Below are 12,645 nucleotides of genomic sequence, written 5' to 3'. Positions count from 1 at the left end.
CGTGACTCGCGTGTTTAATGATTATTTTAAGGATATTGTAATGAAAAAGTTCATCATGGCTTGTGCCGGAGGGTTGCTGTTTGCCAGTGCCTCAGTACAGGCTATTAGTCTTTCAGGGGAAGCAGGACGCGATTATTCGAGTGCCAATGTGGGGTTCGGTCTAGGTATGCCGGGGCTGGCTGGTAACGTGAGTTACGCTCACGGTGACAATAGCAACGATGTTTATGGCTTTGGACTGGGTTATACCTTTCCTGTTGGCGCATTGAAAGTGACCCTTGGCGGTAAAGCGATGTATCTGAATCAGGATCATGGCACCGATGGTCATGCGCTGGCGCTGGGCGGTGGTCTGCAATGGCCGATTAACCGCTACTTTGCTGTTTACGGCGAAGGTTATTATTCACCGGATGCATTTTCCAGCCACGTTGATCACTATGTTGAAGGTAAAGCGGGCGTTCGCTGGCAGGTTTTCGGGCCATTAAACGTGGATGTAGGCTATCGTTACATCAACATGGCAGGAGAGAGTGGCCGTTCAGATAATAAACTGGCGGACTCCGCTTATGTCGGCGTCGGCTTGAATTTCTGATTGTTGGTTGAAGTATTGAATGCCGAGAAAGAGCGCGTATATCGCGCTCTTTCTAGATCAGCCGTTAGCTAGCTAACGGAAGGTAGCCAGCCTGCGACCATCGCACATTGAATCAGAATGATGCTTAATCCACAGAGAAAAACCAGCGATAATGCCAGTGTGCCGCCTGGTGTCTTTCTGGCATCGGGATGATGCTTCCGTATCTGCCAGCCGAGCAGGGCAGGGATCAACAACGCTAACACGGCAAGTGCAATCGCGGCATAGCCAAGCGCCATCACGAATCCTTGTGGATAAAACAGCGCAAATATCAAAGGCGGGGTAAATGTCAGTGCGCCTGTCTGTGCCCGCGCTTTTACCGAATTCCCGCGTTTAAAGAGATCGGCGAGATAGTCAAATAGCCCCAACGCGACGCCAAGAAACGATGTGGCTAACGCCAGATCGGCGAACAAATGCACGGCTAATTCAACGCGAGGTGTGGCGACAATGGTTCGGATAGCCTGCATGAGGCCGTTGAGTCCGGCATGATCGGTCAAGATGCCATTAAATGTGGCGGAGCTCAGTGCACCTAGCGTTGCTAATTGCCAGAACAGATAAGCGATAAGCGGAATGGCGCTGCCAATGATAAAGATACGGCGTAGCTTGCGACTGTCTCCCCCCATGTAATGAACGATGCTGGGAATACTACCGTGAAAGCCAAACGAAGTGAGGACGACAGGCAGAGCGGATAAGGTTAAACCTTGTTGTAATGGCATGGTCAGCAGATTGACTCGTTGGATGTGGGGGAGCATCACCGCCAACATCACGATCAACATGAGAACCTTTCCGCTGAACAAAATACGGTTAAAGAGATCGACCGAGGACGTACCGATACAAACGATACCGCCAGCAACCAGCGTAAAGAGTAGGATCCCCGCTGATAGTGGGAACGAGTAGCCACTCCATTGGCTCAGGCTACTGGCAAGCAATTCACCCGCTCCGCTAATGTATGCCGCTGTTAAGGCATACATCAGAAACAGCATACTGAACCCCGTAATCCATTGCCCCCAGCGGCCAAGATAAATTTTGGCAAGCGTACCCAATCCGGTATGCGATGGTTGATGTTGGTAGACTTCCACCAGTAACAAAGCGCTATAACACATAAGCAGCCATAGGCTGATTAAAATAATGAGTGTTGTACCAAACCCTACACCTGATGTTGCCAAAGGCATCGCCAGCATACCTGCACCAATTGTTGTGCCAGCGACGATAAAAATACTGCCAAGAGTACGATTTTTCACCTTTCCCTCTGAATATAAAACGACAGCCAGGATATTTTTGGCAGCAGAGTAAAATATCCAGTGATATCTGTCAAAACGCTGTTACGAAGGGTGTAATATAATCTTTACATTCAATCCCCTTTGCTTATCAGGGATAAGGGTGGAATCTGTCATCTCAATAAAGAAATATTGTGTTTCGCGAGTTGAGTTTCTAAAGTGAGCAATGCCTTCCATTCGCCCAAAGAATGACGGTTATCAAGCGCTATCACGAGGAATATAAAAGATGCTTAGGGTCGAGATGTTATGTACTGGCGATGAAGTGCTGCACGGTCAGATTATTGATACCAATGCGGCCTGGCTGGCGGATTATTTGTTTCAACAGGGATTACCGATGACCAGCCGTATGACGGTTGGTGATGATCTTGATGCTTTGGTGACCGCGATTACACAACGTAGCCAGATTGCGGATGTTTTGATTGTTAATGGTGGACTCGGGCCAACCAGTGACGATCTCAGTGCGTTAGCGGCAGCGACCGCCGCCGGGGAAGCGTTGGTTGAACATGCCGAATGGTTGGTTCGAATGGAGGCCTTTTTCACTGAACGTGGCCGGATAATGGCACCCAGTAATCGTAAACAGGCACAGATCCCGGCCAGTGCCGAAATGGTTGATAACCCCGTTGGTACGGCGTGTGGTTTTGCATTGCAACTTAATCAGTGCCTGATGTTTTTTACTCCGGGTGTGCCGTCAGAGTTCAAAGTGATGGTAGAACAGCAGATCATGCCACGTCTGCGCGATCGTTTTGCCATTGCTGAGCCACCGTTATGTTTACGGCTCACCACGTTTGGCCGTTCTGAAAGTGATTTGGCAAGTCAACTGGATGGCGAAACTCTCCCTCCAGGCGTGGTGTTAGGCTATCGCTCTTCTATGCCGATTATTGAGTTAAAGTTGACCGGTCCTGCCGCACAGCGCACGGCAATGGAACAATTATGGGAACAGGTTCGCATCGTCGCCGGTGAAAATATTATTTTTGAGGGGACGGAAGGGCTGCCTGCTCAATTAGCACGTCGATTGGCTGAGCGTGAGCTTCAGTTGGCGGTTAGCGAAGATTTTACCGCTGGGTTACTGAATTGGCAGTTGCAGTCAGCCAGTGTGCCATTAGCCGGTGGCGAGTTACGAGTTAATGGCGATGATTCGCAAAATTTACAGCAGTTTGCGCAGGAAACCCGTCAACTGGCAGAACGTCATAACGCTCAGCTAGCATTGAGGGTAGGTGCCAGATATGACGATCGTCTGGTCATTGCGTTACATACTCCGCAAGGGACGTTTGCTCAGGCAATACAATATAACGTTCAGCGCTATAGCCTGAGAACGCATCAAGAGGTTGTGGCGATGCTTGCCATGAACATGCTGCGTCGCTGGTTAAATGGCTGGTCTGTTTATGGTGGACATGGCTGGATTACGGTTTTGACTACGCTGTAGTCGGCCTGACATAAGCGGTTTCCCCGTATTGGGAAGCCATGTTGAAACAGGCCAGATAATCTGGCCTGTTTCACAAACGAATTAATATAATAATGAGTAGAGCTGACGGCGATAGCGTGCAGCCAGAGCGTCGCCGGTGCCGAGAGCAGACATAATATCCATGATGGTTTTGCGCGCATTGCCGTTAGCCGCGCCCAAATCTTTCCTCAGAAAGCTCATCAATAGCTCGAGCGCTTCTTCGTTACGTCCGACTTGATGCAGTTGCAACGCCAGCTGTACGGCCAACTCCGCGTTTTGAGGATCTGCACTTAATTGTTGCTGCAATTGTTGAATTTCAGGCGTATCTGCCGCTTGTTTAAGTAATTCGATCTGTGCGATCAGACCATGGTAGCGGGTATCCTGATCCTGTAATGGGATCGTCGCCAGTACCGCCTCCGCGTCTTCACTACGGTTAAGCTGAATCTGAACTTCCGCCAACATCAGACCGATATCGCTGCGTTGTTGGCTTAATTGCCAGGCTTCTTTCAATAACGGCATGGCTTCTGGTAGGTTGCCTTCCTGAATCAGCTGCTGTGCTTCTGCAACTTTTAGCTCTTCTTCTTTGGGTAATGCTCGTTTTAATAGCTCGCGAACAGCTTCCTCTGGCTGAGGTCCCTGAAACCCATCCAACGGTTGACCATCTTTGAACAGATAAACGGTTGGAATGGCTCGCAGACCAAATTGTGCCGCGACACGTTGTTCGGCATCGCAGTCGACCTTTGCCAGAATGAATTGTCCGGCATATTCCTGTGCCAGTTTATTCAGTACAGGGTCCAGTTGCAGGCAGTGCTGGCTACGCTCGGACCAAAAATAAAATAGCACGGGTAATGCCGTGGATTGCTCCAGCACCTGATGCAGGTTGGATTCGTTGACATCAATGATAGTGGCTTGGTGTTCTAGCATGAGTGTTCTCTCTCATTTCTTGATTCGCTTAGGGGCAAATATTGGGGCGAAATAGGTCGCTTCAAGAACGGGTGCGTAATACATTGTCCAGATAGCGTCCAGGTAACAAGCGGCGTAACCATGATAATGCATGGGCAACCAGCGTCACGGGGTAGCGTAGTTTGGGCCTTGAGCTTTCTAATGCGTGATAAAGTTTAGGTAAAACCGCTTCCGGCGGTAGCGTGAATCGCCGGGCGACGCCGGGATTCGTGACCGGCTTGTCCGTTTGGGTCTGATCGACATTATCGGTAAAACGTGTGCTGAGTGGTCCAGGTTCGATCAGGCTAACGTGAAGACCCGTGCCATGTAGTTCCATCCGTAGGGTATCTGACCAGGCTTCCAGTGCGAATTTACTAGCGGCATAAGCGCCACGTCCGGGAGTAGAGACGAATCCCATGACTGAACTGGTCTGAATAATTCGTCCTTCGCCATGTGGCAACATGGCTGGCAGCAACCGTTGTGTTAACTGATGTGTACCGAACAGATTACTGGAAAATTGATGTTCAAACTGCTGGCGAGAAATCGTGTTTAGCGGCCCATATAAGCCATATCCGGCATTATTGAATAATCCATATAACCGATTATTGGTCAGTCTAATCACTTCCGCAGCGGCGTGTTCTACGCTTACTGGGTCATCCAGATCCAGCTTGATACCTTCTAAACCCAGCGACACCATGCGCATGACGTCATCGTCCCGACGACAGGCAGCTAATACTCTGTAGCCACGCGAGCGTAAAGCCTGCGCGGCGATCAGACCAATCCCGCTGGAACAGCCGGTAATTAACACCGTTTTTTGCATAACTTTACCTAATTCAAAAGCCCTATTTATCAAGACTCATGGTTAACTAAGGGTTCCAGCTGTTTTGCCATCCAGTCGGCAATGAACGGTTGGGCATCGCGGGTGGGATGGATGCCATCTTCCATTATCCACTCCGATTTTTGATAAACCTGTTCCATAAAAAAGGGCAGGAGTGGAAGGGCAAACTGCTTGGCCAGTCGCGGATAAACGTTGCTGAACGACTCTGTATAGCGGCGTCCGTAGTTGGTCGGCAACCGAATTTGCATCAGCAGCGGTTCGGCTTTGGCCTGTTTGACCAACGTAATGATTTTGGTCAGGTCCTGCTCGATATTTTGTGGAGGAAAGCCCCGCAGCCCATCGTTACCGCCCAGTTCGATGAGAACCCAGCGCGGTTGATGTTGTTCCAGCAAAGCCGGAAGACGTGCCAGTCCTTGTGCGGCCGTGTCGCCACTAATACTGGCGTTAATGATGGTGGTGGGCTTCTGCTGTGTTTGCCATTGCTTATTCAGTAGTGCCGGCCAGGCATTTGCCGCTGGCATCTGATAGCCCGCGCTGAGGCTATCGCCCAGAATTAATAAAGTGTCTGCCGCGAAAGTGCGTACACTGCATAATCCCAGAAGCAAAAGGACGAAAACATGTTTGCGAAGACCAGCCCAACAACCCAAACCGGGCATGTGGAAAACATTCTTGAAGTTCATCATCTTAGTAAGCACGTTGGTCAAGGAGATAATCAGCTTTCCATCCTTACCGGAGTTGAGCTTATTGTCAAACCCGCGCAGACAATTGCATTGATCGGTGAATCAGGATCGGGGAAATCGACATTGTTGGGGATCCTGGCTGGGCTTGATGATGGCAGCGAAGGCGACGTCAGCCTGATGGGGGAATCGTTAAGCAAGCTGGATGAAGAAGGCCGGGCTGCGCTACGTGCCAGAGATGTCGGTTTCGTTTTTCAATCCTTCATGCTCGTGCCAACGCTCAACGCGCTGGAAAATGTTCAACTTCCAGCGTTATTACGTGGCGAGAGCGATCATAACAGTCGTGGTCAGGCTGAACAGCTGTTACAGCAATTGGGACTGGGTGAGCGTCTGCATCACTTGCCTGCTCAGCTTTCCGGTGGTGAGCAACAACGCGTGGCGTTGGCTCGGGCTTTTAGCGGTCGTCCTAAAGTCTTATTCGCCGATGAACCGACCGGGAATCTGGACAGAAAAACGGGTGAACGCATTGTCGATCTACTGTTTTCTCTCAATCGCGATTATGCGACGACGCTGATTCTGGTCACGCACGACGAACAGCTTGCGGCGCGTTGTGAACGGCGGTTACGTCTGGTCGACGGCAAGTTGAGGGAGGACGCATGATCTGGCGGTGGTTTTGGCGCGAATGGCGCTCTCCCTCTTTATTGATTGTCTGGCTGGCATTAACGCTTGCCGTCGCCTGTGTACTGGCGTTAGGTAATATCAGCGATCGAATGGAAAAAGGGCTGAGCCAGCAGAGTCGGGATTTTCTGGCTGGCGATCGGGTGCTGCGAGCATCGCGTCCCGTCTCGGAGGCCTGGCTGCAAGAGGCTCAACAGCGTGGGTTGACGCTGAGCCGACAAATTTCTTTCATGACGATGACGTTTGCGGGAGATACACCTCAGTTAGCGCAGGTGAAAGCGACCGATCAACGCTATCCATTATATGGCGAGTTGCAGACGCGCCCGGCTGGGTTACATGCTGAAGCCGGAACCGTGTTGGTGGCTCCTCGCCTGTTAGCGCTGCTGGAACTTAACGTTGGCGATATGCTGGAGGTGGGGGATACGTCGCTTCGTATTAGCGGCGAACTGATTCAGGAGCCGGATGCCGGGTTTAATCCCTTTGAAACTGCACCGCGTATTCTCATGAATTTGGACGATGTCGATAAAACCGGTGCTATCCAGCCGGGTGGCCGTATCACCTGGCGCTACATGTTTTCTGGCAGTGACAAACAAATCAGCGAATTTAGTGATTTTATCAAACCACAACTCAAGCCCGATCAGCGTTGGTATGGCATGGAAGATTCCGAAGGTGCGTTGAGCCAATCGTTGAAGCGTTCTCAACAATTCCTGCTGCTTTCTGCATTGCTGACACTGTTACTGTCTATTGCGGCGGTCGCCGTCTCCATGGGGCACTATTGCCGCAGCCGTTATGATTTGGTTGCGGTACTAAAAACATTGGGCGCAGGCAAAAAGGCATTACAACGGCTGATCGTTGGTCAGTGGTTATCGGTTCTGGGGCTAGCGGCGCTATGCGGTAGCATCGTCGGACTCGGGTTTGAAGCGCTGTTGATGAAAATGCTGGCACCGGTGTTACCCGCGACGCTCCCCGCATCGGGTGGCTGGCCGTGGGTCTGGGCATTAGGTTCACTCGTCCTGATTTCATTGTTGGTCGGACTGAGACCCTATCGCTTGCTGTTAGCGACACAACCTTTGCGTGTGTTACGTCAGGATGTGGTTGCGAACGTTTGGCCTTTACGCTACTACCTGCCTGTTGTGGTAGCAATGGTTGTCGGGCTGCTGGTCTTGTTGTCCGGCGGTGGAACATTGCTATGGGCTTTGCTAGGCGGAATGGCGGTACTGTCGTTGTTATTAGGCGTGATTGGCTGGGGCGGACTACTGTTACTACGTCGCCTGACCGTTAAGCGACTGGCGATGCGGTTGGCCATTAATCGTCTACTGCGCCAGCCGTGGGCAACATTGAGCCAACTGGCAGCCTTCTCGCTGTCGTTTATGTTGTTGGCACTGCTGCTGGTGATGAGGGGAGATTTACTGGCGCGTTGGCAGCAACAATTACCGCCGGGTAGTCCGAATTATTTTCTGCTGAATATCACGGCGGAGCAGGTGCCACAGGTCAGAACCTTCCTTGAACATCATCAGGTTAAGCCCGAGCTTTTTTACCCCATCGTGCGTGCGCGTCTGACGGAGATCAATCAGCGGTTAGCGACCGACGTGATTCATGAAGACGATCCCGGTGGTAATACCGTCAATCGTGAACTGAATCTTACCTGGTTGGCGGGGATACCCGAGCATAATATTCTGGTTGAGGGGGCCGCGCCGCAAGCAGGTGAAGTCTCAATGGAGGAGAAAGAAGCCAAAGAGATGGGCATTAAAATAGGGGATACTTTAACCTTCACCGGGGATACGCAGCCGTTTAGTGCCAGAGTAACCAGTTTTCGTCAGGTAGACTGGGAAAGTCTACGTCCGAATTTCTTCTTCATCTTTCCGGCTGGTGCATTGGATAACCAGCCCCAGTCATGGCTGACCAGTTTCCGTTATGACGGTGATGAAAAGATGATGACACAGCTTAATCGACAGTTTCCGACGTTAAGTGTGTTGGATATCGGCAGTATTTTGCGACAGGTGGGGCAGGTACTTCAGCAGGTAAGCCGGGCGCTGGAGATCATGGTGATGCTGGTGCTGTTCTGCGGTGTGTTGTTGCTGCTGGCGCAGATCCAGGTAGGGATGCGTCAACGTCGGCAGGAACTGATGGTTTATCGCACATTGGGTGCCGGATTACGTTTGTTACGTACGACGTTGTGGAGTGAGTTTGCCGTTCTGGGGCTGGTAGCCGGTTCTGCCGCGGCCATTGGTGCGGAAGCTGCTTTATGGATGTTACAGCGTAAGGTGTTCAATTTCCCGTGGGAACCGAATATCGCCATGTGGGTGATACTTCCACTGTTTGCGGCATGTTTATTATCGCTGTGTGGTGGTTGGTTAGGTATTCGCTTGCTACGAGGGAAAGCGTTGTTCAGGCAGTTCGCGGGATAATCATAAAGGCTGGTGATGGTGCCGGGCTGTTTTGCCGAATATCACCGCCTTTTCCCCTCATCCAGAGGAAGGCGAGGGGAAGTTTTAATAAGCGCTTAGCGTTATGGCCTACCGGGACGTTAAGTTAAGGCTATCAATAAAACGCGCCCATGTACGCTCGATCTTGGTAATACTTAAAGTATCCACGTAGTTGGCGAGGGGGAAAAACGCGGCGTTACCGATATTATCCACAACCACCAGACGCCCTGTTGTTGAACTTTCTTTTTTATACAGAATGTTCTGTGCTTTGAGTGTCATGGTGATGATCCTGTTTTTGATCAGATCTTGTTTCAATTCACTCAGCAAGGCATGGAGTGTTGCGTCGTTGACACTGTCATGAAAATCTTTCGGCAGATAGTCATTAAGCGATTTTGAAGGAGAACCATCATAGTCGCGAATAAGATCAAATATATAGCCGGTGCCCTGAGTGGTATCCACCTGGCCGTGGAAGGAAGGCAATATGCGCCAATCGATCCGGCGTTTTTGCAGATGACGGTAATAGTTAAGCTCGCGCTTTAGTTCTTTCTTGCCACCGCGAGTCGGGTTATAAACCACCTTGACGCACAATGATGAATCATTGGGGTGCTGATAACATTTCCTGTGACGCCCTTTACCAATAAACAACGACGGTGATAGATCCAGTACCATCATGGATTTCCTTTTCCCAGAAAAAAGGCGAAGGTTACCATGTCGAAGTTAAATGGAAGTTCAATGAATAGGATTGGGCAAAGGTAAAATCACCAGCTTTTGATTGCGATATCCAAGCAAAAGCGGGTGATTACCTATATTGACAAGGTTATTCTGCGGCGTAACCCTGTGGAGGAATGCGAGTACTATCGAGCCACGCTTCATTTTCACGCATGATCAAGCGACCATTCAGGAACCAATTTATCACCATAGGATAGATTGTGTGTTCCTGTGTTTTGATGCGTGCCGACAGCGATTCTTCCGTATCATCACTGAACACTGGGACTTTGGCCTGTAAAACGACCGGCCCGCCATCCAGTTCGTCAGTGACGAAATGCACCGAAGTACCATGTACGGTATCGCCATTTTCCAGAGCTTGGCGATGCGTGTGTAGACCGGGGTATTTCGGTAGTAACGAGGGATGGATATTGAGCATTTTGCCTGCAAACTGGGCGACAAAATCCGGGCTCAGAATCCGCATATAGCCAGCCAAAACGACCAGTGCAGGTTCATACTGTGTAATTTCCTGCGCCATGGCAGCATCATAGGCTTCACGATCGGGAAACGTTTCTGGATCGAGAACATGTACCGGAATTTCCGCATCCTGCGCAATTTGTAAGCCGTAGGCTTCTGGATTGTTGCTGAATACGGCGGTGATATTTCCTTTCATTCGCCCACGCTTACAGGCGTCGATCAACGCCTGTAAGTTGCTTCCCTGACCTGATATCAAGACAACGATGTTTTTCATCAGTTAATGACCACTGAGTCTCCGGTATCAGTCTGAGTAATGACACCGATTTTCCATGCGTTTTCGCCACTGCCGTTCAATAAAACGATGGCCTCATCTGCCTGCTCGGTTGGCATCGCAATGATCATACCAACACCGCAGTTAAAAGTACGATACATTTCGTGTCGGCTGACATTACCTGCCTGTTGCAGCCAGTCAAAAACAGCAGGCCATTGCCAACTGGATTCATCGATTGTCGCCTGCATGCCTTCTGGCAGGACGCGAGGGATATTTTCCCAGAAGCCGCCGCCGGTCAGATGGGAAATCGCGTGTACATCCACTTTTTCAATCAGAGACAGGATTGACTTGACGTAGATTTTTGTGGGGGCCAGCAAATGATCGGCTAGTGATTTCCCTTCCAGCATAAATTGTTCAGGATTGGCCTGGCTGACCTCTAGAATTTTGCGTACCAGCGAGTAGCCATTCGAGTGTGGTCCACTGGAGGCAAGGGCAATTAAGGTATCACCTGCTCGTACTTTGCTGCCGTCAATAATTTCAGCTTTTTCAACGACACCGACACAGAACCCTGCCACATCATAGTCTTCGCCGTGGTACATGCCCGGCATTTCAGCGGTTTCACCACCGACCAGTGAACAACCCGATTGCTTACAACCTTCCGCGATCCCCGTAATGACGCTGGCTGCCGTGTCGACATCCAATTTGCCTGTCGCGTAGTAATCAAGGAAAAAGAGGGGCTCGGCACCTTGTACGACTAAATCATTGACACACATCGCAACTAAATCGATACCGATAGTATCGTGGCGTTTGAGATCCATCGCCAGACGCAGTTTGGTGCCGACTCCGTCAGTGCCTGAAACCAGAATAGGTTCACGGTACTTTTGCGGTAAGGCGCATAAGGCGCCGAAACCACCTAATCCCCCCATGACTTCCGGGCGACGGGTTTGTTTCACTACACCTTTGATACGGTCTACCAATGCGTTGCCAGCATCAATATCCACGCCTGCGTCTTTATAACTGAGAGAGGTTTTGTCGGTCACTGCGGAGTCCCCACGGAGGTTACGATTTGCACTTAAAAACAGTATGTGATTAAAAATAACATGTGATTAAAACAACATTTGCTTTAAACATCGTCCGCTTCAACATCATATTTGTTTCAAAACGATATTTGCTTCAAAACGATATATGTATCAAAACCAGTCATGACTGGAAAAATGCATCGCTGAAAACAAAGGTGTGTTCCAAAACGTAAAATCAACTGATGATTGAAACATTAAGCGTGGTAATTCTAACAGCGTAGGCAAACGTTTGCGAGTGGTGTGTCATCGGTGGCTGATTTTTCCCTTTCACTTACAATTTCCTTTATCGGTTGATCTGGATCAGACTTAATCGTATAGCACTAAGTAAAAAAAGCGGTATAATCCCGCGATTTTTTTATGGCGGATGTCTTTCCGCCACCGCCCTGCGGGCCGCCGCAAACGGCGTTTAAAAACGTCTCTGGCGTTTTTGTCCGTCCACTGTCTAGGGGAGAATAACGATGAAGATCGTCGAGGTAAAACATCCACTCGTCAAACATAAACTGGGTCTGATGCGTGAAAATGATATCAGCACCAAGCGTTTTCGTGAGCTGGCTTCGGAAGTGGGTAGCTTACTGACCTATGAAGCGACAGCTGATTTAGTCACTGAAAAGGTCACTATTGACGGTTGGTGTGGTCCGGTTGAAGTCGATCAAATCAAAGGGAAAAAAATTACCGTCGTACCTATCCTGCGTGCAGGTCTGGGTATGATGGAAGGTGTGTTGGAAAATGTGCCAAGCGCACGTATCAGCGTTGTCGGTATGTACCGTAATGAAGAAACGCTGGAGCCCGTACCGTATTTCCAAAAGTTGGTTTCTAATATCGAAGAGCGCATGGCGCTGGTTGTTGATCCGATGTTGGCAACGGGTGGCTCAATGATTGCCACTATCGACCTGTTGAAAAAAGCGGGCTGTCAAAATATTAAAGTTCTGGTATTAGTCGCCGCTCCAGAAGGGATTGCCGCACTGGAAAAAGCGCACCCAGACGTTGAGCTTTATACCGCGTCTATTGATCAGGGGCTGAATGAGCAAGGGTATATCATGCCGGGCCTGGGCGATGCGGGCGATAAAATATTTGGTACTAAATAACAGGTAAGCCGACTGAATCAGTCGGTTTTTTTTTGCAATAGGCGAAATCGGCCATTGACTGTAAATCGCCCGTGACATTGAAAAATGCTCCAGGTGATTTTTGATGGCGTGAACCGCGCCTCAATATTCC

At 50.0% G+C, this 12,645-nt stretch carries 12 protein-coding genes; 5 read left to right on the top strand and 7 right to left on the bottom strand.

The features are described from left to right. Positions 1-40: 40 nt before the first annotated feature. Positions 41-583, top strand: a complete 543-nt coding sequence (locus tag ACKPVM_RS01750) for a YfaZ family outer membrane protein (RefSeq protein WP_409306419.1) — start codon at positions 41-43, stop codon at positions 581-583. 68 nt (positions 584-651) lie between these two features. Here ACKPVM_RS01750 and tyrP read toward each other — a convergent pair whose 3' ends face one another. After that, complete coding sequence (gene tyrP, locus ACKPVM_RS01745; protein WP_409306418.1) at positions 652-1,860, bottom strand: tyrosine transporter TyrP; 1,209 nt, start codon at positions 1,858-1,860, stop codon at positions 652-654. Between the two features lie 262 nt (positions 1,861-2,122). On the opposite strand from tyrP, the gene ACKPVM_RS01740 reads away from it, so the two are divergent. Further along, positions 2,123-3,319 carry a nicotinamide mononucleotide deamidase-related protein YfaY gene (locus ACKPVM_RS01740; RefSeq protein ID WP_409306417.1) on the top strand — a complete coding sequence of 399 codons (1,197 nt, stop codon included), beginning with the start codon at positions 2,123-2,125 and terminating at the stop codon, positions 3,317-3,319. Positions 3,320-3,400: 81 nt separating this feature from the next. On the opposite strand, the gene ACKPVM_RS01735 is transcribed toward ACKPVM_RS01740, so the two are convergent. The 3 genes from ACKPVM_RS01735 to tesA form a co-directional block, all read right to left on the bottom strand. Next, a complete protein-coding gene (locus tag ACKPVM_RS01735) occupies positions 3,401-4,261 on the bottom strand; it encodes a co-chaperone YbbN (RefSeq protein WP_409306416.1) in 861 nt (286 codons plus the stop codon). Positions 4,262-4,322: 61 nt separating this feature from the next. Continuing rightward, positions 4,323-5,099, bottom strand: a complete 777-nt coding sequence (locus ACKPVM_RS01730; protein ID WP_409306415.1) for an SDR family oxidoreductase — start codon at positions 5,097-5,099, stop codon at positions 4,323-4,325. A 29-nt stretch (positions 5,100-5,128) separates the two neighbouring features. Beyond that, a complete protein-coding gene (gene tesA, locus ACKPVM_RS01725) occupies positions 5,129-5,800 on the bottom strand; it encodes a multifunctional acyl-CoA thioesterase I/protease I/lysophospholipase L1 (protein WP_409306414.1) in 672 nt (223 codons plus the stop codon). On the opposite strand from tesA, the gene ybbA reads away from it, so the two are divergent. Together ybbA and ybbP are read left to right on the top strand one after the other, a co-directional pair. Further along, positions 5,735-6,454, top strand: a complete 720-nt coding sequence (gene ybbA, locus ACKPVM_RS01720) for a putative ABC transporter ATP-binding protein YbbA (RefSeq protein WP_409306413.1) — start codon at positions 5,735-5,737, stop codon at positions 6,452-6,454. The genes tesA and ybbA overlap by 66 nt on opposite strands. Continuing rightward, entirely contained in the window at positions 6,451-8,880 is a 2,430-nt protein-coding gene (gene ybbP / locus ACKPVM_RS01715; protein WP_409306412.1) for a putative ABC transporter permease subunit YbbP, read from the top strand. Before ybbA ends, ybbP begins: the two co-directional genes overlap by 4 nt. Before the next feature lie 108 nt (positions 8,881-8,988). On the opposite strand, the gene yrbL is transcribed toward ybbP, so the two are convergent. From yrbL to purM, 3 genes are all read right to left on the bottom strand, one after another. Then, positions 8,989-9,570 carry a PhoP regulatory network protein YrbL gene (yrbL, locus tag ACKPVM_RS01710; protein WP_409306411.1) on the bottom strand — a complete coding sequence of 194 codons (582 nt, stop codon included), beginning with the start codon at positions 9,568-9,570 and terminating at the stop codon, positions 8,989-8,991. Positions 9,571-9,715: 145 nt separating this feature from the next. Continuing rightward, the gene (purN, locus tag ACKPVM_RS01705) at positions 9,716-10,354 is read right to left on the bottom strand and encodes a phosphoribosylglycinamide formyltransferase (RefSeq protein WP_409306410.1); all 639 of its coding nucleotides are present in this window, start codon (positions 10,352-10,354) and stop codon (positions 9,716-9,718) included. Beyond that, entirely contained in the window at positions 10,354-11,391 is a 1,038-nt protein-coding gene (gene purM / locus ACKPVM_RS01700; protein ID WP_409306409.1) for a phosphoribosylformylglycinamidine cyclo-ligase, read from the bottom strand. Before purM ends, purN begins: the two co-directional genes overlap by 1 nt. Positions 11,392-11,888: 497 nt before the next feature. Here purM and upp point away from each other — a divergent pair, with 497 nt between their 5' ends. Further along, positions 11,889-12,515: a uracil phosphoribosyltransferase gene (gene upp / locus ACKPVM_RS01695; RefSeq protein ID WP_409306408.1), complete on the top strand. Its 627-nt coding sequence runs from the start codon at positions 11,889-11,891 to the stop codon at positions 12,513-12,515. Positions 12,516-12,645: the final 130 nt, after the last annotated feature.

The organism is Pectobacterium hainanensis, assembly GCF_046237015.1.
In the GTDB taxonomy this organism is placed as follows: Bacteria; Pseudomonadota; Gammaproteobacteria; order Enterobacterales; family Enterobacteriaceae; genus JBJYIN01.
Note: the sequence above shows the minus strand (reverse complement) of the source record. Positions and strands in the feature narration are given on the sequence as shown.

Coding starts and splice junctions, on each gene's coding strand:
- ACKPVM_RS01750 (WP_409306419.1), top strand. CDS start 41: ATGAAAAAGTTCATCATGGCTTGTGCCGGAGGGTTGCTGTTTGCCAGT.
- ACKPVM_RS01740 (WP_409306417.1), top strand. CDS start 2,123: ATGCTTAGGGTCGAGATGTTATGTACTGGCGATGAAGTGCTGCACGGT.
- ACKPVM_RS01735 (WP_409306416.1), bottom strand. CDS start 4,261: ATGCTAGAACACCAAGCCACTATCATTGATGTCAACGAATCCAACCTG.
- ACKPVM_RS01730 (WP_409306415.1), bottom strand. CDS start 5,099: ATGCAAAAAACGGTGTTAATTACCGGCTGTTCCAGCGGGATTGGTCTG.
- ybbA (WP_409306413.1), top strand. CDS start 5,735: ATGTTTGCGAAGACCAGCCCAACAACCCAAACCGGGCATGTGGAAAAC.
- tesA (WP_409306414.1), bottom strand. CDS start 5,800: ATGATGAACTTCAAGAATGTTTTCCACATGCCCGGTTTGGGTTGTTGG.
- ybbP (WP_409306412.1), top strand. CDS start 6,451: ATGATCTGGCGGTGGTTTTGGCGCGAATGGCGCTCTCCCTCTTTATTG.
- yrbL (WP_409306411.1), bottom strand. CDS start 9,570: ATGATGGTACTGGATCTATCACCGTCGTTGTTTATTGGTAAAGGGCGT.
- purN (WP_409306410.1), bottom strand. CDS start 10,354: ATGAAAAACATCGTTGTCTTGATATCAGGTCAGGGAAGCAACTTACAG.
- upp (WP_409306408.1), top strand. CDS start 11,889: ATGAAGATCGTCGAGGTAAAACATCCACTCGTCAAACATAAACTGGGT.